This is a genomic window from Kribbella jejuensis (assembly GCF_006715085.1).
Classification (GTDB): domain Bacteria; phylum Actinomycetota; class Actinomycetes; order Propionibacteriales; family Kribbellaceae; genus Kribbella; species Kribbella jejuensis.
On record NZ_VFMM01000004.1, the window covers coordinates 104,901 to 123,693 of the forward strand.

Consider the following 18,793-nt stretch of genomic DNA (forward strand, 5'->3'; position numbering starts at 1 on the left):
ATCACCCCCGGGTTATGAGACCACCGCGATCGCGGAGATCTCGATCAGATAGTCGGGATGGGCGAGCTTGCTGACCTCGACCATGGTCGAGGCCGGCAACGGTTCGGTGAAATACTGCGCCCGGATCTCGTGGATCTTCGCGAAGTCCTCCATGTTGCGGACGTACACGTCGACCCGGCAGACGTCGTCGAGGGTGCCGCCGGCCGCCTCGACCGCTGCCTTCACGTTCTCGCACACCTGCCGGGTCTGCTCCCGGACGTCCCCGACGCCGGCGATACTGCCGTCCGGCCGGCGCGCGGTCATCCCGGAGACGAACACCAGCCGCCCGGTCGCCTCGATCGTGGTCGCCTGCGAGAACACCCCGTTCGGGCTCCGCAGCGCATCGGTGGAAACCTGTGTCTTCGGCATCAGCTCAGCACCCCTCCCGCCGGTACGACGACGCCGACCGCCCGCGCGGCGGCCAGCAGCCCGTCGAGTCCCGACCTCTCGATCAGTACGCCGTTGCGCCGTTGCTGCGCGGCCCGTTCGGCCTCGATCTCGCCCGGCAGGTACAGCCGGTTCACGCCCGGCGCGGTCGCGCTCCCCCGGACCCGGGCGGCCAGCCCGGACGACCGGCGGCGGAAGTCCTCCACGCCGCCCATCAACTCCGGGTCGATCGCGAGGAACAGGTGGGCGCAGTCGTTCGGGCGGTCGGGCTCCCGGTACAGCGGGCGGACCTGGTCGCCCCAGCCGCCACCGCTGAGTACGCCGGTGAGCACGTCGACCATCAGGGCCAGCCCGAAGCCCTTGTGTCCCGCGGCCGGCAGCAGCATGCCCAGGACGGCCTCGTCCGGGTCGGTGGTCGGCGTACCGTTCTGGTCCGTCGCCCAGGTGTCCGGGATCGGCCGCCCGGCCGACGCCGCCAACCGGATCTTGCCCAGGGCAACGGCAGACAAGGCCATGTCCAGCACCATCTCGACGCCACCCGTGGTCGGTACGGCGATCGCGAGCGGATTGTTGCCGACCAGCCGCTCGGCGCCGCCGGGGGCGGGCATCAACGGCGTGGTGTTCGACATCGCGATCCCGATGCATCCGGCCTCGCCCGCCTGCATCGCCCAGCGGCTGGCGGCGCCGAAGTGGTGCGCGTTACGGACCGACACGATGCCGATCCCGTGCCGCCCGGCGCGCTCGATCGCGTGCCCCATCGCCTGCGGGCTGGACAGTTGCCCCATCCCGCCGCGGGCGTCGACGACCATCGCGGCGCCGGCGTCGAACAGGACGTCGAGCTCGCGTTCCCGGGTGACACCGCCGGCGTTCAGGCGTTCGACGTACATCGGGACCAGCATCACGCCGTGCGAACTGACGCCGCGCAGGTCCGCCTCGACCAGCGCGGCGGCGATCTCGGCCGCGTCGGCGGAGTCGAACCCGACCGCGGTGAACACAGCGGCCACGGTGGCTTCCAGCCACTCCGGCCGCACCAGAACACGACGATCCGCATCGGAGGCCTGAGCGGTCATCGCTTCTCCTGGGCCCAGGGAAGGAGCAGGTGCTCCAGCAGTGCCAGTGTGTAGAAGAGCACGATGCTCATCACGCTCAGCAGGGTGATCGCGGCGAACGCCAGCGTGGTGTCGGCGCTCGCGCCGGACTGCTGGATGACGTACCCGAGACCCTTGGTGGCGCCAACGAACTCGGAGATCACCGAGCCGATCACCGCGAGCGAGATCGCCACCTTGAACCCGGTGAAGATCTGCGGCATCGCGTACCGAAGCCGGAGCTTGAAGAACTCCTGCGCCCGGCTCGCGTTCAGCGACCGCATCAGCTCGACCAGCTCGGTCGGCGTCGATTTCATCCCCTGCGCGGTCGAGATGACGATCGGGAAGAAGCACATCAGCAGCACCATCACGACCTTCGGCCACTGCCCGAAGCCCATCCAGATCACCAGCAGCGGCGCGACCGCCACCTTCGGGATCGAGTTCACCATCAGCAGTAGCGGGTACACGAGCCGCTCGAGGATCACCGAGCGGACGATGACCAGCGCGATCGGTACGCCGATCACGATCGCCAGCACGAACCCCTCGAGGGTCTCGAGCAGCGACGTACCGGTGTGCGCCAGCAACTCGCCGGGCTGGTCGAAGAGCTTGACCACCACGTCCCACGGCGTCGGGAGCAGGTACGGCTGGATCGAGAACACAATCGTCGCGCCCCACCACAGCCCGATCGCCGCGGCCAGGCCGATGACGGGCAGCAGGACGGCGGCCGCCGGAGACGTGGTCAGCCAGGACTTCCGCTTCATCGGGCGCGCACCTCGTCCACCGGACGTCCGTCCGGCGCGGCCGGCGGCTCCTTCTCGGCCAGCAGCGCGTGCAACCGGCCGCTGATCTCGGCCACCTCGGTGAGGTGCGCGTTCTGGCCGAGACTACGTGGCCGCGGGATGTCGATGTCGACGACCTCCCGCATCCGGCCCGGCCGCGGCGTCAGCACGACCACCCGGTCGGCGAGCACCACGGCCTCCTCGATCGAGTGCGTGACGAACACGATCGTGGTCGACAGTTCCATCTTGATCCGTTGCAGCTCCTCGGACAGCTCGGTCCGGGTGAGCGCGTCGAGCGCGGAGAACGGCTCGTCCATCAGCATCACCTGCGGGTCGCGGATCAGCGACCGGCACAGCGACACCCGTTGCTGCATACCGCCGGACAGTTCATGCGGAAGGCGGCGTTCGAACCCCTGCAGCCCGACCAGCTCGAGCAACTGGTGGGCACGGTCCCGGTACGACGCCTTGTCGCGCGTTCCCCGGTCGATCTCGACCGGGAGCATCACGTTGGACAACACCGAACGCCACGGCAGCAGGGCCGGCCGCTGGAACATGAACGAGACGTCCCGGCGTGGTCCGGTGACGGGTTCCCCCGCCACCTGGACCGCGCCGGACGTGGGCGGGAGCAGTCCCGCGATCAGCCGGAGCAGCGTGGACTTGCCGCAGCCGGACCGGCCGATCAGCGTGACGAACTCACCGCCGCGAACGTGCAGGTCGATCTTCTCGAGGGCGGTCACCCGGCCCTCGCGTCCGTCGAAGACCTGCCCCACACCGTCCAGGCGAATCATCCGGTTCCAGTACTCCTTAGCGCTACGTCAGCTCTTCGGGGCCAGGCTCATCGTCACCAGGTCGTCCGGCGTGATGGAGCCCATCGGGATGTTCGACTCCTTCAGCAGCGAGATGACCTTCTGGACCCGCTCCTGGGTGACGTCGCCGAGCGGGCCGTCGAAGCCCTTCGGCTTGATGTAGCCCTGCATGATCTGGAGTTCCTTGGTGGCGACGTCCAGGTCGGTGTCCGGTACGTACTTCTTCAGGATCGCGGCCGCCGCGGCCGGGTCGTCCAGGGTGTCCTGCAGACCCTTGAGCAGCGCGTTGGTGAACTTCTTCACCTGGTCCGGGTGGTCCTTGGCCAGGTCCGACCGGGTGATGATCGTGTTCCCGTACAGGTCCGGGAGCTTGTCGCCGTACGGCAGCGTGATCACCTTGCGGTGCTTCTCCTTGTCGGCCTTCGCGATCAGCGGCTCGCCGACCACGAACTGGCCGATCCCCTGCACCTTGCCCGACGCCAGCAGGGTCGGCAGACCCGGCGGCGGCGACGGCAGGAAGGTGACCGACTTCGGGTCGATCCCGACCGCCTTGGCGTAGACCGGGAACATCACCGTGTTGGTGGAACCCGGCTGGTCGCCGATCGTCTTGCCCGGCAGGTCCTGCGGCGAGTTGATGCCGAGGCCCTCCAGCGACATGATCGCGGCCATCGACCGCTGGTGGATCATGCCGACCGACGTGACCGGGAGCTTCTGCTTGGCGAGGGTGATCGCGAACGCGGTGAAGTCGCCGATGCCGTAGTCGGCCTGACCGCCGGCCACCAGCTTCATCACGTCGACCGTTCCGCTGCCGGGCGTGATCTTGACGTCGAAGCCGGCGTCCTTGAAGTAGCCCTTGTCCAGCGCGACATACGCGTACGCCTCGCGACCGAAGGTGTTGAACGACGTCAGGTAGCTGACCTTCTGCAACCCGTTGTCGCCGCCCGACGCCTTGTCGTCGCCGCCTCCGCACGCACTCACCATGGCGAGCCCCAGGACCGCCATCAGGGCGATGACGGAACGCCTCAACCTCATATCGACCTCTCTCGTCCCGATATTTGATCAAACATCAAATGCAGAAAGCTGGTCAATCCGTCCGCCGGGACTTCACGGGGTCTTAACGTCCGCCGCACGGGTCCTCGCAGTCGTTTGCCTGCCACCTGTCCTGGAGCTTCCCCATACCTGTCCGTAACCGGACGGGCACCCGCCCCGACCACAGACCGTACCTGCCTGAGCAGCAGATCGCGACGCCCGCGACGGCCGAACCGGGCGTGCACGCGTCAAATTTGCGTAAACCCTCAACTTTCCGGTGACCGAGCCCACATTCGGCTCCGCTCACCCGGCGGAGGGAGGTCAGGCCGTGCCGACTTTGACAGGATGTATCCGTGCGGGTGATCGGTCAGCTCTGGCGTACCTCGACGTACCTGCGCTGGGTGTACCTGCTGCTCGGCGCCGCCTTGGTGCTGGCGTTCATGCTGGTCGACAGCGCGCTCGGCGCGGTGGTCTCGGACCTGGAACTGCCGAACGTTGCCACCGGCATCCTCTGGGTCGTGCTCGGCCTGGTGCCGCCGGTCGCGCTCGGGCTGCTGCCCGCGGTCCGCGAGGTCCAGGGCATCGCCGTCGAGTCGTTGCTCGCGGTCCGCTTCGAGGAGCGGCCGCTCGGCCCGTCCCGGACCTGGGCGCAACGACGGCGTACGACGGTGTGGTTCTGCCTGCACCTGTTGGCCGGTGGCGTGGTCGGCGTGCTCAGCACGATCGTGTTCGGCCTCGGTGCGATCTGGCTCGCGGCGCCGTTCCGCTCCCCCGGCGCGCGCGACGTCGTACCGGGCTGGAAGTACCAGGTGCGCGGCAACTGGACCGATCTGTGGATGCCGGTGGCGGCGATCGCCGGACTGGCCGCGCTCTTCCTGCTGTCGTCCGCGGTCGGCGCGCTGCTCGCGTACCTGGCACCCCGCGTCCTCGGGCCGACCGCCGCGGAACGGATCGAGCTGCTCGAGAAGCAGACCGCAACGCTTGCCGAACGCAACCGTCTCGCGCGCGAGCTGCATGACAGCGTCGGGCATGCGCTCAGCCTGGTCACCATTCAGGCCGCCGCCGCGCGACGAGTGCTCGCCAGCGACCCGGAGTTCGCCGAGACCGCGCTGGCCGCGATGGAGACGTCCGCGCGGGCAGCCCTCGCGGACCTCGATCACGTCCTCGGCCTGCTCCGCGACGATCGCCGCCCGGGCGCCCGGACGGCACCGCAGGCAACGCTCGGCGGCCTGGACCGGCTCGTCGAGGCCACCCGCGCGGGCGGCATCAGCGTCGAGGTCGAGCGCACGGGCGACCTCGAGCAACTGCCGGCCGCGGTCTCCCGCGAGGCGTACCGGATCGTGCAGGAGGGTCTGACCAACGCGATCCGGCACGCGGGCCGCCCGCCCGGCGAGCTCGCCGTACAGCTGTCGATCTGTTTGGACACGTCCGGCCTGCGGCTGTCGGTGACGAACCCGGTCAGCGGCAGGTCCGACCACTCAGGAGGCGGCCGCGGCGTGGCCGGGATCCGTGAAAGAGTCGCCGTACTGGAGGGCTCCGTCGACGCGGGCCCGATCAACCTCCCGGACGGCCCGGGCTGGCAACTCGCCGTACAACTGCCGGTGAGCATGACGAGGGGATGACATGAGCCTGTCCGTGGTCGTCGTCGACGACGAACCGCTGATTCGCAGTGGGTTGCGCGCGATCATCAACGCCGAGGAGGACCTGACCGTCGTCGGCGAGGCCGGTGACGGCGCGGAGGTGCTCCCGCTGGTACGTCGTACCCGGGCGGACGTCGTACTGATGGATGTCCGGATGCCCGCGGTGGACGGGATCCAGGCGACCCGCTTGCTGCTCGACAACCTCGCCCCGGCACCGCGGGTGCTGGTCGTCACCACCTTCGAGAACGACGACTACGTGTACGACGCGCTGCGCGCCGGCGCGTCCGGGTTCCTGTTGAAGCGGACTCCGCCGGACGACATCATCGCGGCGATCCGAACCGTCGCGCGGAGCGAGTCGCTGCTGTTCCCGGAGGCGATCCGCACACTTGCCCTCGCCCATGTGGGTACGCCGGCGCCGACCGGGCTCGACCAGTACCAGCTGACCGAGCGCGAGCAGGAAGTACTGCGGCTGATGGCCCGCGGACTGTCCAACGCCGAGATCGCGGCCGAACTGATCCTCGGCCTGCAGACCGTGAAGACACACGTCGCCAACGTGCTGTCGAAGCTGAACGCGCGAGACCGCACCCAGGCCGTGATCCGCGCCTACGAGTCAGGCTTCGTGCCGCTGCATTAGGCGCTAGGTATCGGCGGGGTCGTCCGCTTCCGCGAGAACGCACGCGTTGTGCAGCGGATCGATGGCGTTGGCCTTCATCGCCAGCCGCTGCAGCAGCATCCGGAAGCTGGCGCGCTCCGACTCGTCCAGGATGCCGAGCATGTGGTCCTCGGTCGCCCGCAGCTTCCGCTCCAGATCACAGAGCGCCTCGATCCCCTGCTCGGTCGGCGCGATCAGCCGGGCCCGCCGGTCGGCCGGGTCGGGCCGGCGCTGCACGAGGCCCGCCTTCTCCAGGTCGTCCAGCAGGTACGTCATCACGGTCCGGTCGACGCCGAGCTGCGCAGCCAGGTCGAGCTGCCGCTTCGGGCCCTCGGAGTTCGTCGTCGCGAGCACCTGATACCCACGGGGGCCGCCGGGCAGGCCCTCGAGCGCCGCCCCGGAGGCCTTCACGTACTGCCGGAAGACCACGCCCAGGGCCCAGCCGAGGTCAGCCTCCACCGGCACACCGCTGGCGGCCTGCGGCTCGACTCCGCGGGCAGCACGGGTCGCGACGTCGGGCGAGGGACTGGACATGTCCCCATCCTACGTGGCGTACGCCACCCGGAATACGTTCTGACTTGAATATGTTCTGCTACACAGATTATCTTCGGAACAGCTCAACCGAGCTCGCCCCCTCAACTGATGGAGACAGACAGCTATGAGCACCCTGCTACGGGTCGACGCCAGCATCCGGCTGGACGGTTCGGTGTCCCGCGCGCTCGCGGACAGCGCGGAGGCCGCCTGGAAGGCGGAGCACCCGGACGGTGTCGTGGTACGGCGTGACCTCGGACAGCACCCGCTGCCCGCAACCCTGTGGCCGACGCTGGCCGCGGCCCAGGTGGGCCAGGAGCCGGTCGCCGATTCCGACCGGATGCCGCTCGCGGACGCCCAGGCGCTCGCCGACGAGCTCAAGGCCGAGATCGTCAGCGCGGACGCGGTCCTGCTCGCGGTACCGATGTACAACTACGGCATCGCGCAGAACGTGAAGACCTGGATCGACGTACTGGTGATCGACAAGGACCTCGCCTTCGGGTCGCGCCCGCTCGTCGGCCGGCCGGCCATCTTCGCGATCGCCCGCGGTGGCGGCTACGGCCCGGGTTCGCCGAAGCACGGCTGGGACCACGCCACGCCGTACCTGGAGCGGATCTTCGGGGACGTCTTCGGTATGAACCTCCGAACCGCCGCGGCCGAGCTCACCCTGGCGCCGGTCACCCCGGGCATGGAGGAGCTGATCGAGGCGTCCAAGGTGTCCGAGTCCGAGGCACACGTCGAGGCCGAGACGCACGGCACCGTCGTCGCCCGCGAACTGATCGGCAAGGCGGCCTGACAGCACTGATCTGACAGGCTGATCCAACAGGGCTGATGGACAGCTCAGTGGTGCCGAGCTCGAGCCGGCATCACCGCGCCTGCCAGGTCGACAACGTCACGGACAACGTGACGACCGACGGCTCCGGGAGCGCGGCGATCTGTTGCAGCAGTTCGCGGTAGTCCAGGTGCCGGGCGCTCGGCGTCATCAGCACCAGTTGCTCCACCGCGGTCCGGTCCAGCGTCATCGTCTCCTCGATCACCTCACCGCCTGTCCGTTCGAACTCGCCGCTGAGCGAGTCCTGCAGGCGGCGTTCCTTCTCCTCGTCGACGCTCACCATCCCGAGTACGTCGACCAGCTCGGCCAGGTGCTGCTGGTTCGGAGTGACCACGAGCAGCCGGCCGCCCGGCGCGAGGATCCGCGCCATCTCCTTCGCGTTGCGCGGAGCGAACACGTTCAGCAGCACCTGGGCCGAATCGTCGATGATCGGCAGTTCCCGCCACGCGTCGCAGACGACCGACGCGATCCGCGGGTCCAGCTTCGCCGCGCGGCGGGCGGCGTACTTCGACACGTCCAGGGCGATCCCGCGCCGGTGTTCCGACGCACCGAGGACTCCGGCGAGGTAGTAGCCGGTACCGGCGCCGACCTCGACTACCAGGTCGTCCACGCCAAGGCCGGCCTCCAGTTGGGTTCCGGTTTCAGTCGCGGTTTCGGTCCCGGGTTCTGTCCCGGGTCCGGCGCCGAGTTCTGCCTCGAGGATCAGCGCGTCCCGGATCGCGGCGTAGTGGCCGGTACCGAGGAAGACCGTGCGGGCGCCGACCATCGCGGCCGAGTCACCCTCGATCCCGTTCGACGCCGCGGGCATCAGGTTCAGGTAGCCCTGCTTGGCCAGGTCGTAGGCGTGTCCTTGCGCGCACCTCGCCGTTCGGCCGTCCAGAGCGAGCCGGTCCGCGCAGGCCGGGCAACGCAGTACGGTGACGAGGTCTGGTTTCACCTGCCTAGGTTATGTCCCGGCTCGTGATCCGTGCCCACGCGGCTGCGTAGAAGACCACGACGTACCCGGCCTGGAGCAGCAGGTTGCGTGCGATCTCGTGGTAGTACGGCGGATCTCGGAGCAGGTCGGCGAACGACTGCCAGCGATACACCAGCAGCCACGGGTGGATCGCGTGCAGCTGCGGGATCGCGGTCAGGATCCCGAGGATGACGAACGTGCCGAACGTCGCCGCCATTGCGGCCAGCGGCGTCGACGTCAGCGACGACACGAACAGGCCGATCGCGGCCAGTCCGAGCAGCGACAGTGAGATCACGACCGCGATCCCGAGCGCGCGGATCAGTCCGTCGCCGAGCGAGACGGTCGAGCCGGACAGCAGCAGCACGTCGCCGACCGGGAACAGGACGAACCCGACGATGAAGCCGGAGATCCAGATCGTCATGGTCGCGGCGAAGCAGAACACGATCAGCGCGACCATCTTCGCCGCGAGCAGCCGGGACCGCCCGGCCGGTGCGACGAGCAGGTTGCGCAGCGTACCGAGGCTGGCCTCACCGGCCAGCGACTCCCCCGACACGACGGTCACCGCGGTCGGCAGGAAGAACGGCATCGACAGCCCGAGGCTGCCGACGATCAGGAACAGGCCGTTACCGGCGATCTGCCCCAGGAAACCGTCGGTGCCACCGTTGTTGTCGGCGATCTTGATCGCGATGCCGATCAGCAGTGGTACGGCAGCGAGCACCCCGAGGCCGACCTGTGTGCGCGCCCGCCCGAACACGAGCCGCAACTCGGAGAGGAACAGCGCAAGAGTATGCCGGCCGGCACTCGGCCGCTGCCCGACAACCCTTTCGGCCACAGTGGGTGCCTGGGCGGATGCTTCACTCGGCGACATCGAAGCCCTCTCCGGTGAGTGCGACGAAGGCGTCTTCCAGGCTGGGGCGCTCCAGGCCGAAGCCGTGGATGCGGACGTCGGCGGCGACCAGCGCGGCCGCGAACTTCTCGATCGGGAGCTCGCCGGGATCGCCCTCGACGGTCTCCTCGGTCGTCTTCAGGTCCGTGACCCCGAGCCCCTGCAGCGTGTCGGCCGCCTGGCTGAGGTCCGGCGTACGGACAACGAGCCGCGGGCGGAGCTCCGAGCGGAGATCGGCGACCGTGGACTGGCGGAGCAGCTTCCCGCGGCTCATCACCGCGGCGTGGGTGCAGACCTGCTCCACCTCGGCCAGCAGGTGGGTCGACGTGAACACCGTCGTCCCGTCGTGGGCGAGCTCGCGGATCAGGTGCCGCACCTCGCGGGTGCCCTGCGGGTCCAGGCCGTTCGTCGGCTCGTCCAGCACGAGCAGGTCCCGGCGCTGCATCAGCGCGACCGCGATCGCGAGCCGCTGACGCATGCCGAGCGAGTACGCCCGCACCTTCTTGTTGGCGGCGTTCGACAGGCCGACCCGCTCCAGCGCCTCCCCGGCGCGCGCCTTGCGGGTCTTCGGGTCTGCCGTCCGGTCGGCGGCGTCGAAGCGCAACAGGTTCGCCTGACCGGTCCAGAACGGGTAGAACGCCGGCCCCTCGACCAGCGCGCCGACCCGAGGAAGCACCCGCAGGTGCGCCTTCGGCATTGGTTCGCCGAGCAGCTCGACCTGGCCCGACGTGGGTGCGATCAGGCCCAGCAGCATCCGGATCGTGGTGGTCTTCCCCGACCCGTTCGGGCCGAGGAAGCCGAACACGCTGCCGGCCGGCACCTCCAGGTCGACCGCGTCCACCGCGACCTGCCCGCCGCGGAACCGTTTGGTCAACCCATGGGTGACGACCGGCGCGCCCGCCATCTCGGCGTTCAGCGTGGGGCCTTAGCGGCCGCGGCCTGCAGGGTGTCCGGAGTGACCAGGCCGGCGAACACCCGGCCGTCGTCGGTGATCAGCGCGCTCACCATCTTGCTGGTGATCAGCTTGCCCTTGCCCCACGAGCCCTGCACGGTCGGCGCCTTCGCGAGCAGCTGCGCGAGCGGGCCGTTGCCGGTCAGGCCGCCGGTCTGGGCGTTCCTGATCATCACGACGCTGTCCCAGCCCTGCCCGATCACGGTCGGCTTCTCGGCGCCCGACCCGACCGGCTTGCGCGGCAGCACCCGGTTCGGGACGACCTGCTTCGGGACGACCTGCTTCGGGATCTGCTTCTGGCCGTTGTTCGCCGGGACCTTCTGGTCGGTGACCTTCACACCCTTCGGCGGGGTGAACGTGAAGGTGCTCGCGGACGGTACGTCGAACGACACCGAGGTGAAGCCCACCTCGACGGCCGGCTTGTCACCGGACCGCGGCATCACGGTCACGTCCAGCGGCACCCAGGTCTTGGAGTCGATCGCCACCGTGACCGAGCCGACCGTGGTCTTGTCCGTCTTCGGGACCAGGCGCAGCTTGTACGCGTCCCGGCCGGCGACCTTCTCGGTACCGCTGACCGCGACGTTGGTGGTCGGGTCGATCGAGTCCAGGAACTGCTTCGCGACCGCCTGCGGATCGTACGACCGCGGCTCGGCCTTCTCGGGCTTGGCGTTCTTGTGAGCGGGCAGGGTCAGCTTGGTCGCCTCGCGCTTGGACGAGTCGTACGCCCAGGCCGACGAACCGTCGGTGGTCCAGACCCGCTCGGCCTGGTTGTCGAGCACCGACACCCGGGCCTTGTCCGGCGTCGCGAACGCGACCCGCGCGGTGTGCTGGCCGCTGAGCATCTCGGTGAGCTGGCTGTTGCCGCGGTCGCCCAGGCCGGGGATCGCCGGCAGCCCGAGGTCCGCGCTCGAGCTGACCGTGCCGCTGAGCCCGTCGACCTTCGCCGTCTGCACCTTCGCCAGCAGGTCCTGTGCGCTGATCGTCGGCAGCTTCGGCGACGCGTCGGCCATCACCGGCCCGAGTGTCCCCACACCTGCCACCACCGCGACTGCCGCGACCGGAACCGCCCACCGTTTACTCCGCTGCGCTACGCCCATACATACAGCCTCGCACCGGGCACCGACGGAACCAAGGGTCCTCAGGGTAGGTTCACCCGAAAGAGTGAGACCGGCGTACTACCTGGGTCGTACGCCGGACTCAGGAACGCCTCAGCGGGACTGCAACGCGTCCAGCGCGACCGTCATCGCGGCGGCCACCCGGAAGTCCAGGCGCTGGTCCTGGACGGTGATCCGGTACCGGTCCCGGATCGACATCTTCCGCTCGACCGACAGCACCGGCTGACCGCTGTTCCGCTCGGTGAAGTCGAAGTGGAAGATGAACGGCAACGGGATGTCACCGACGAACGGTACGAACTCCCAGACCCGGCGCAGGATCGCGATCGTCGGGTTCCGCTCGGTACCCTCCGCGTCGACGCCCGGCGCGGACAGCAGCCAGCTCGACCGGAGCAGGCTCTTGCCGAACTCCTTCTTGAACCACCCGATCGACTGTCCGTTCGCGTCGAACACGTCGTAGCCCGAACCGAGGTCGATCGTCTTGCGCGCCTTGAAGGAGAAGACCGGCTGGGACTTGGTGTCGTCGGTGTAGAACGTCACCTGCTCCTTGAACGCCATCCGCTTCTGCTGCGCGAACGCGAGCAGCTGCCCGTCGCTGCCGTCCGGGTTGGTGGCGATCAGCTCGTACTTGTTCGCCATCATCGTGATCCGCTGCTTCATCGAGAAGGCTGGGACGTATATCGGCTCACTCATGCGCAGGAGTGTGTCAGACCACAGGCCGACGCACCGGCCTTCAGGCCTTCCGCCAGCGCTTTGGCTGCTGGTGAGTCGGTTGCGGTCCGTACGTCGAGGTGCCCGGCGCCTTGCAGGGCGAGGTCGCGGGCGATCTCCACGCCGTACTCCTCGGCTTCCTCCGGAGTACGGGCGGGGCGCCACAGTACGCCGAAGTCGTGGTCCGGTTTGTCCTCGTGCAGATCCACGACCAGGGCCTCGGCGCTGGCGAGGTTCGTCGCGTCGCCGCCGACAACCACGCGGATCCGCTGACCGGTTGCCGGTACTGCGTTCGGTGCGGCTTCGTGGGCGTCGTCGACGATCGAGGTGCTGCGGCGGCCCCATACCTCTTCGTGGATCGCCCAGGACAGTGGGCGGCGCTTGGCCCAGCCGGATCTGATCAGCTCGGGCGCCGGCGCGAAGTGGTCGACGTACCCGACGCAGAGGTAGCCGACGAGCTCGATGTGCGGCGGGAGACCGAGTACCTCGGCGACCTCTTGCGGGCCGAAGAACGAGACCCAGCCGACGCCCAGCCCTTCGGCGCGGGCCGCGAGCCAGAGGTTCTGGATCGCGATCGCGGCTGAGAACCAGGTGGTGCGTGGGTCCGCGTGCCGTCCGAGAACATGCCGGCCGCCGCGGCCCGGGTCGCAGGTCACCGCGATGTTGAGCGGGGCGTCGAGGATCGCCTCGATCTTCAATCCGTCGAAGGCTTGGCGCCGTTCATTCGGGAGGGATTGCGCGAACAGGTCCCGTTGGCGGATGGCGAGCTCGTGGACCTTGGTTCGCGTCGCCAAGTCCCGGATCAACAGGAAATCCCAGGGCTGGCTCAGTCCCACGCTGGGCGCTCGATGGGCCGCCTCCAGCACACGCGTCAGCTTCTCGTCGTCGACCTCGAGCTGCAGAAACCCCTCGCGCACATCGCGCCGCTCGGCAATCACCCGGTGCACGACTTCCTGCTCGTGCACGCCGTACCCGGCCGCCGGCAGACGTCCAACGGCAACGGTGGCGTTGTGGGTCTTGTACTTCGGTACCAGGAGTTCGGCGCCTGCCGCCAGGACCGCCGCTTCCGCAACGCTCGGTGTGCCTTTGAGCCGACTCACCTGGTCGCTCGGATTCGGCACCGTCTGCTTGCCCAACTCCTCCTCGCTGAACGTGCAGAGTTTGGCGCCGAGATGATCTGCCAGCTGCTGCAGGGCAGGCTCGGTCTCGCGGCCCTCGAGCGTCACGAGTAGCTCGACCTCACCCGGCAGGCCCGCGACGGCACCTTCCAGCTCGGCGTACGGCGTACCCGCCCTGAGTCCGATCCCGACGACGAGCCTCATCCCGCATACTCCCGCGCAGCCGCGACGAACCGCGCCGGGACGTCCGGCATCGACGTCCAGTGCAGATGCAGGTACGACGCATGCACATTCGGCAGCACCACGCCCTCAACTCCGCCAGGCAAATGCCACGCCGGCTGCACATCCTCGTCGAATTCCACCGCCGTCCGATGAAACTCATGCCCCCGAACCCGCCGGCCCTCATCGAAGAACATCGACGAGGTCGCCGCAACCGCCGTCCGGTACCCGAGCGTGAGCCGGGAGGTCATCCGCGCCGTCGCGGGGATCACCCCGGTCATCGAGTGCCCGTCAAGCTCGCGACACAAGTACAAGAGCCCCGCACACTCAGCAACAACCGGCACCCCGTCCGCCACCGCACTCGCCACTTGCTCCCGCAGCACGACGTTCGCCGACAACCCCTCGGCGTGCAGCTCCGGGAACCCACCACCCAGGAAGAGCCCAGCGGTTGCCGCTGGCAACTTGTCGGCCAGCGGGTCGAACGGCACCACCTCCGCCCCCGCGGCTGCCAGCAGCTCGACGGTCTCCGCGTACTGGAACGAAAACACGGGGCCGCCGGCAACAGCAACCACCGGCCGGGCCGGACCCTGACGGGTGATCTCGGCGATCGCGTTCCACGGAGTTGCCTCGGCGGGAGACGCCGACTTGGCCGCGGCTGCTACGGCTTCGAGGTCCACGCCCTGGCGGACCAGTTCGGCTGCTGCGGCGACCGCATCCTCTGCCTGGGTGCGTTGCTCGTTGGCGGGGACCAGCCCGAGGTGGCGGCTCGGCACTGTCAGGCGAGGGTCCCGGCGCAGCACGCCCAGGACCGGTACGCCGGTGGGCGCTACGCCGGCTCGTACTTCGGCTTCGTGGCGATCCGATCCGACCTTGTTCAGGATCACTCCGACGATGCGTACTTCGGTGTCGTAGGCAACGAAACCCTGGACGACCGCGCCGACGCTCCGGCCGGCCGCGGATGCGTCGACGACGAGGACGACGGGGGCCCTAAGGAGTTTGGCTACGTGGGCGGTCGAGGAGAAGCCGTCTGTTCCGAGTGCGCCGTCGTACAGGCCCATCACACCCTCGACCACGGCGAGGTCCGCGCCCGTGGAGCCGTGGGCGAAGAGCGGTGCGACGAGGTCCTCGCCGGAGAGCATCGGGTCGAGGTTGCGACCGGGACGACCCGTGGCGACGGCGTGGAAGCCGGGGTCGATGTAGTCCGGTCCGACCTTGAAACCAGCGACGACATGACCGGCCCGACGGAGCGCGGCCATCAACCCGACGGCGACAGTCGTCTTCCCCGCACCGGACGCCGGCGCCGCAACCACCACCCGCGGAACCAGCCTCCGGTCCACCCCTCCCCCGCCGCCCGCCACACCGTCGGTCTGACCGCCCGTCACCACTCGATGCCCTTCTGGCCTTTTTGGCCGGTATCCATGGGGTGTTTCAGTTTGGTCATTTCGGTGGCGAGGTCGGCGGCTTCCAGGAGTTTCGGGTGGGCGTCGCGGCCGGTGATGACGACGTACTGGTGGCCGGGGCGGCCGACCAGCGTCGACACGACCTCGTCGACGTCGATCCAGCCCCACTTCATCGGGTACGTGAACTCGTCCAGCACGTACAGGTCGTGCGTCTGCGCGGCCAGCCGGCGCTGGATCTCGCGCCAGCCCTCGAGGGCGTCGGCGGCGTGGTCCTCCTCGGTACCCGACTTACGGGACCAGCTCCACCCCTCGCCCATCTTGTGCCACTCGACCGGCCCGCCCTGCCCGGTCGACTTGTGCAGTTCGCCGAGGGCCTTGAAGGCGCTCTCCTCGCCGACCTTCCACTTCGCACTCTTCACGAACTGGAAGACCCCGAGGTTCCACCCCTGGTTCCAGGCGCGCAGCGCCATTCCGAACGCGGCGGTCGACTTCCCCTTCATCTCCCCGGTGTGCACCATCAGCAGCGGGCGGTTGCGGCGCTGGCGCGTGGTCAGCCCGTCGTCCGGTACCGCGACCGGCTGTCCCTTCGGCATCAGGCCACCTTCCGTTCCGTCACCGCACGAATGAGGTTGCCCGCAGCAACATCTCCGAGGTCCAGGTACTCGGCGCCGAGATCGCCGGCCAGTTCCGCGGCCAGACCCAGCCGGATCCCGCGCCGTGGTTCGCAGTCGACGACGACGGTGGCGATCCCGCGCTGAGCGAGCCAGCCGGCCGCTTGCCGCGCGCGGTCGTACGCCTTGTCGCCGTACGTCGCCCGTCCATCGGTGACCAGTACGAGCAGTGGGCGCCGGCGCGGGTCGCGGATCGCGGCGATGCGCAGTACGTCGGCCGCTTGCAGGAGCCCTTCCGCGAGCGGGGTACGGCCACCGGTGGGCAGGGATTCGAGCCGTCGTACGGCGGCCTCGACGCTGCCCGTCGGCGGCAGCGCGACCGTCGCGGCGGGACCGGCGAACGTGACGAGTCCGACGGTGTCGCGCCGCTGGTACGCGTCCAGCAGCAGCGAGACGATCGCGGTCTTCACCTCGGTCATCCGCTTCTTCGTCCCCATCGAACCGGACGCGTCGACGCAGAACAGCACGAGGTTCCCCTCGCGCCCTTCCCGCACCGCGAGCCGTACGTCGTCGGCCCGCACCACGAGTCCGGGCCCGGTCCGGCCACGAACTTTCTGGTACGGCGCAGCGCTCCGAACCGTTCCGAGCAGATGCGGTCGCCCCGCCTCGCGCCCGACCCGGGCCCGCTCCCCCACCACCCGCCCGACCTCGGTCAGCGCCCGGGACCGCCGCCCGGCAACCCCCGCTCCCGCGGTCTGCACACTCAACAACCGAGCCTTGTACGGCGCCGAACTTCCGACCACCTCAGCACCGTTGGCGCCTTCGCGCTCACCCGGACGACCACCCGCCGTACCATCCCCTGTGTCGCGGCCGCGGCTGGATGCCTCCGGCGCGTCGCTCCCGGAAGTCGCGGCGTCTCGCTCGTCGGTCGTGGCGGCCGCGTCGCCGGGTCCCGACTGGTCGTCAGGCCCTGCGCCGCCGGTACCACCCGGCCCGCCGGGGCCGTTCGGGTCATCGTCCGGGTCGTCGGGTGGCGTGCTGTTGTTGATGGCTTCTTCCAGTTGCTCGGCGTCCAGGCCCGGGGCGTCGAAGGGGTTCCGGCGGCGGCGATGCGGAAGAGCCAGCTTGGCGGCGGCCCGTACGTCGTCCACCTCGACGACCGTGCGACCGGACCACGCCGCGTGCGCGACCGCCGTACGAGCGGTGACCAGGTCGGCGCGCATGCCGTCGACGTCGAACGAGGCGCAGATCTCCGCGATCTGCCGGAGCGCCGCGTCGGTCAGGATCACCTCGGAGAGCAGGTCGCGGGCTTTCACGATCCGTTCGGCGAGCTCGCGCTGCGGACCGGCGTACCGGGCGACGAAACCGTCCGGGTCGGCCTCGTATGCGAGTCTCGCGCGCATCACCTCCACCCGTACGGCGGGGTCGCGGCTGGCGACCACGTCGACGGTCAGGCCGAAGCGGTCCAGGAGTTGCGGACGGAGTTCGCCCTCCTCCGGGTTCATCGTGCCGACGAGGACGAATCGCGCCGGGTGGGTGATCGACACGCCGTCGCGTTCCACGGTCGCGCGTCCCATCGCGGCGGCGTCGAGCAGGACGTCGACCAGGTGATCGTGCAGCAGGTTGACCTCGTCGACGTACAACAGTCCCCGATGCGCAGCCGCCAGCAGCCCCGGCTCGTACGCCGTGACACCCTCCGCCAACGCCTTCTCCAGATGCAACGAACCCAGCACCCGATCCTCGGTGGCCCCCACCGGCAACTCCACCAAGCGCGCCGCCCGCACCACCCGCTCGCCCGTGTGCGGGCCGTCCGGGCAGGTCGGGTCCGGCCGCTCCGGATCGCACGAGAAACGGCAGCCCGGTACGACGTCAACCGGCGGGAGGATTTCCGTCAGCGCGCGCACGGCGGTCGACTTTGCCGTGCCCTTCTCGCCGCGGATCAGCACCCCGCCGATCGCGGGTGAGATCGCGGCCAGCACGAGGGCGAGTTGGAGCTCGTCCATGCCGACGACCGCGGTGAAGGGGAAGGAGTTCGGCACTGCAGCCCGCATCGGCGGTCGCCCTTTCGTCGAGCGGGTGTCCACGCCCGCTACGGCACTGGTACGCCGACCCACACGACAGCAGGCCGGCGGACGACCGCGGATGTCCTGGCTCCCGGAGCCGCAGCTCCGGTCACAGTGGCGGGACCGCCCCGGATTCACACCGGTGTTCCTCCACAACCGTCGCGCCGATCATGGCACACTCACCCACCCGGCAACGCACCCCGCCCGGCTGCAGCCGGTTCGGTCAGGCGGTGAGGCGTTTGGCGAGGGCGGTGGCGGCGGAGTCGTCGCGCACCTCGCGGATGCCGATGATCGGGGTGACCGTGACGAAGCCCTCGCGCAGCAGCGCCTCGTCGGTGCCGGCGACCGGAGTCGCGTCGGTGCGCTGGAGGGTGATCATCGGCTCACCGGTCGGGGCCGTCGTGCCGACCAGGACGGTCCGCCGCGGTACGGCCAGCGAGGCGTGCCGGACACCGGCCAGTTGATCCAGCGGGCGGTCCGGCACATTGATCGTGAGCGTCGTACCGGCCGGTTCGTCCCTGATCCAGCCGAGGGCCTCACCCGCGACCGTCGCCGCGGTCGGCCAGTGCCGCGGGTCGTCGGAGTCCATGCTGATCGCCACCGCCGACACGCCCATGCTGGCCGCGGTCAGCGCGGCGGCCACCGTCCCGGAGTGGAAGATCGTCACGCCGATGTTCAGTCCCCGGTTGATCCCGGACAGCACCAGGTCCGGGCGCGGCCCGAACACGCCGGCGACCGCCATCGTCACGGCGAGTGCCGGCGTCCCCTCGATCCCGGTGAACGTGACCCCGTTCTCCTCCTCGGACGCCGTCCGGATCGGACGGTCGACCATCCCGGCCCGGGCTGATCCGACCCCGCTCTCGTCGACCAGCGGCGCCACCACGAGTACGTCGTACCCGAGCTGCGCGATCGCCGGTGCGACCGCCCGGATCCCGGGCGCGAGATAGCCGTCGTCGTTCGTGATCAACACTCGGGGCATACCTCAA

General features: G+C 69.5%; 19 protein-coding genes and 1 riboswitch. Of the genes, 3 read left to right on the forward strand and 16 right to left on the reverse strand.

All coding sequences use genetic code 11. The features are described 5' to 3' along the window. Positions 1–12: 12 nt before the first annotated feature. From FB475_RS33325 to FB475_RS33345, 5 genes are read right to left on the reverse strand one after another with little or no spacing between them, the layout of a single operon-like run. Positions 13–408 (reverse strand): RidA family protein, encoded by a 396-nt coding sequence (locus tag FB475_RS33325; protein ID WP_141861982.1) that lies wholly within the window; start codon positions 406–408, stop codon positions 13–15. Then, entirely contained in the window at positions 408–1,496 is a 1,089-nt protein-coding gene (locus tag FB475_RS33330; protein ID WP_141861984.1) for an Ldh family oxidoreductase, read from the reverse strand. Before FB475_RS33330 ends, FB475_RS33325 begins: the two co-directional genes overlap by 1 nt. Then, the gene (locus FB475_RS33335; protein ID WP_141861986.1) at positions 1,493–2,272 is read right to left on the reverse strand and encodes an ABC transporter permease; all 780 of its coding nucleotides are present in this window, start codon (positions 2,270–2,272) and stop codon (positions 1,493–1,495) included. The genes FB475_RS33330 and FB475_RS33335 overlap by 4 nt, the downstream gene beginning before the upstream one ends. After that, positions 2,269–3,078 (reverse strand): ABC transporter ATP-binding protein, encoded by an 810-nt coding sequence (locus FB475_RS33340; RefSeq protein WP_141861988.1) that lies wholly within the window; start codon positions 3,076–3,078, stop codon positions 2,269–2,271. Before FB475_RS33340 ends, FB475_RS33335 begins: the two co-directional genes overlap by 4 nt. 27 nt (positions 3,079–3,105) lie before the next feature. Further along, positions 3,106–4,128, reverse strand: coding sequence for an ABC transporter substrate-binding protein (locus tag FB475_RS33345; RefSeq protein ID WP_141861990.1), 1,023 nt, complete (start codon positions 4,126–4,128; stop codon positions 3,106–3,108). Between the two features lie 350 nt (positions 4,129–4,478). Between FB475_RS33345 and FB475_RS33350 the strand changes: the two genes are divergently transcribed. Together FB475_RS33350 and FB475_RS33355 are read left to right on the forward strand one after the other, a co-directional pair. Further along, complete coding sequence (locus FB475_RS33350) at positions 4,479–5,747, forward strand: sensor histidine kinase (protein ID WP_238332598.1); 1,269 nt, start codon at positions 4,479–4,481, stop codon at positions 5,745–5,747. A 1-nt stretch (position 5,748) separates the two neighbouring features. After that, complete coding sequence (locus FB475_RS33355) at positions 5,749–6,399, forward strand: response regulator transcription factor (protein WP_141861992.1); 651 nt, start codon at positions 5,749–5,751, stop codon at positions 6,397–6,399. Positions 6,400–6,402: 3 nt separating this feature from the next. Here FB475_RS33355 and FB475_RS33360 read toward each other — a convergent pair whose 3' ends face one another. Continuing rightward, a complete protein-coding gene (locus FB475_RS33360; protein ID WP_141861994.1) occupies positions 6,403–6,951 on the reverse strand; it encodes a MarR family winged helix-turn-helix transcriptional regulator in 549 nt (182 codons plus the stop codon). A 124-nt stretch (positions 6,952–7,075) separates the two neighbouring features. Between FB475_RS33360 and FB475_RS33365 the strand changes: the two genes are divergently transcribed. Continuing rightward, positions 7,076–7,744, forward strand: a complete 669-nt coding sequence (locus tag FB475_RS33365) for an FMN-dependent NADH-azoreductase (RefSeq protein WP_141861996.1) — start codon at positions 7,076–7,078, stop codon at positions 7,742–7,744. A 70-nt stretch (positions 7,745–7,814) separates the two neighbouring features. Here the strand turns inward: FB475_RS33365 and FB475_RS33370 are convergent, their stop codons facing one another. From FB475_RS33370 to surE, 10 genes are all read right to left on the reverse strand, one after another. Then, the gene (locus FB475_RS33370; protein ID WP_141861998.1) at positions 7,815–8,717 is read right to left on the reverse strand and encodes a putative RNA methyltransferase; all 903 of its coding nucleotides are present in this window, start codon (positions 8,715–8,717) and stop codon (positions 7,815–7,817) included. 4 nt (positions 8,718–8,721) lie between these two features. Next, positions 8,722–9,567 (reverse strand): ABC transporter permease, encoded by an 846-nt coding sequence (locus FB475_RS33375; protein ID WP_238332599.1) that lies wholly within the window; start codon positions 9,565–9,567, stop codon positions 8,722–8,724. A 22-nt stretch (positions 9,568–9,589) separates the two neighbouring features. Then, positions 9,590–10,525 (reverse strand): ABC transporter ATP-binding protein, encoded by a 936-nt coding sequence (locus FB475_RS33380; RefSeq protein ID WP_141862002.1) that lies wholly within the window; start codon positions 10,523–10,525, stop codon positions 9,590–9,592. Positions 10,526–10,533: 8 nt separating this feature from the next. Next, on the reverse strand, positions 10,534–11,604 hold the full coding sequence (locus tag FB475_RS33385) for a LolA family protein (RefSeq protein WP_238332600.1): 1,071 nt from the start codon (positions 11,602–11,604) through the stop codon (positions 10,534–10,536). 177 nt (positions 11,605–11,781) lie between these two features. Further along, complete coding sequence (locus FB475_RS33390; protein WP_185759549.1) at positions 11,782–12,378, reverse strand: LURP-one-related family protein; 597 nt, start codon at positions 12,376–12,378, stop codon at positions 11,782–11,784. Beyond that, complete coding sequence (bluB, locus tag FB475_RS33395) at positions 12,375–13,718, reverse strand: 5,6-dimethylbenzimidazole synthase (protein WP_141862004.1); 1,344 nt, start codon at positions 13,716–13,718, stop codon at positions 12,375–12,377. Before bluB ends, FB475_RS33390 begins: the two co-directional genes overlap by 4 nt. After that, positions 13,715–15,070 carry a cobyrinic acid a,c-diamide synthase CobB gene (locus tag FB475_RS33400; protein ID WP_238332601.1) on the reverse strand — a complete coding sequence of 452 codons (1,356 nt, stop codon included), beginning with the start codon at positions 15,068–15,070 and terminating at the stop codon, positions 13,715–13,717. Before FB475_RS33400 ends, bluB begins: the two co-directional genes overlap by 4 nt. A 41-nt stretch (positions 15,071–15,111) precedes the next feature. Next, positions 15,112–15,726: a cob(I)yrinic acid a,c-diamide adenosyltransferase gene (cobO, locus tag FB475_RS33405; RefSeq protein WP_141862006.1), complete on the reverse strand. Its 615-nt coding sequence runs from the start codon at positions 15,724–15,726 to the stop codon at positions 15,112–15,114. Beyond that, positions 15,726–17,795 (reverse strand): magnesium chelatase subunit D family protein, encoded by a 2,070-nt coding sequence (locus FB475_RS33410; protein WP_185759550.1) that lies wholly within the window; start codon positions 17,793–17,795, stop codon positions 15,726–15,728. Before FB475_RS33410 ends, cobO begins: the two co-directional genes overlap by 1 nt. A 69-nt stretch (positions 17,796–17,864) precedes the next feature. Next, a riboswitch (cobalamin riboswitch) is annotated at positions 17,865–18,003 on the reverse strand. Positions 18,004–18,030: 27 nt separating this feature from the next. Further along, positions 18,031–18,786, reverse strand: a complete 756-nt coding sequence (surE, locus tag FB475_RS33415; protein ID WP_141862008.1) for a 5'/3'-nucleotidase SurE — start codon at positions 18,784–18,786, stop codon at positions 18,031–18,033. Positions 18,787–18,793 lie beyond the last annotated feature (7 nt).

Coding starts and splice junctions, on each gene's coding strand:
- FB475_RS33330 (WP_141861984.1), bottom strand. CDS start 1,496: ATGACCGCTCAGGCCTCCGATGCGGATCGTCGTGTTCTGGTGCGGCCG.
- FB475_RS33325 (WP_141861982.1), bottom strand. CDS start 408: ATGCCGAAGACACAGGTTTCCACCGATGCGCTGCGGAGCCCGAACGGG.
- cobO (WP_141862006.1), bottom strand. CDS start 15,726: ATGCCGAAGGGACAGCCGGTCGCGGTACCGGACGACGGGCTGACCACG.
- FB475_RS33340 (WP_141861988.1), bottom strand. CDS start 3,078: ATGATTCGCCTGGACGGTGTGGGGCAGGTCTTCGACGGACGCGAGGGC.
- surE (WP_141862008.1), bottom strand. CDS start 18,786: ATGCCCCGAGTGTTGATCACGAACGACGACGGCTATCTCGCGCCCGGG.
- bluB (WP_141862004.1), bottom strand. CDS start 13,718: ATGAGGCTCGTCGTCGGGATCGGACTCAGGGCGGGTACGCCGTACGCC.
- FB475_RS33345 (WP_141861990.1), bottom strand. CDS start 4,128: ATGAGGTTGAGGCGTTCCGTCATCGCCCTGATGGCGGTCCTGGGGCTC.
- FB475_RS33410 (WP_185759550.1), bottom strand. CDS start 17,795: ATGCGGGCTGCAGTGCCGAACTCCTTCCCCTTCACCGCGGTCGTCGGC.
- FB475_RS33380 (WP_141862002.1), bottom strand. CDS start 10,525: ATGGCGGGCGCGCCGGTCGTCACCCATGGGTTGACCAAACGGTTCCGC.
- FB475_RS33355 (WP_141861992.1), top strand. CDS start 5,749: ATGAGCCTGTCCGTGGTCGTCGTCGACGACGAACCGCTGATTCGCAGT.
- FB475_RS33390 (WP_185759549.1), bottom strand. CDS start 12,378: ATGAGTGAGCCGATATACGTCCCAGCCTTCTCGATGAAGCAGCGGATC.
- FB475_RS33365 (WP_141861996.1), top strand. CDS start 7,076: ATGAGCACCCTGCTACGGGTCGACGCCAGCATCCGGCTGGACGGTTCG.
- FB475_RS33360 (WP_141861994.1), bottom strand. CDS start 6,951: ATGTCCAGTCCCTCGCCCGACGTCGCGACCCGTGCTGCCCGCGGAGTC.
- FB475_RS33335 (WP_141861986.1), bottom strand. CDS start 2,272: ATGAAGCGGAAGTCCTGGCTGACCACGTCTCCGGCGGCCGCCGTCCTG.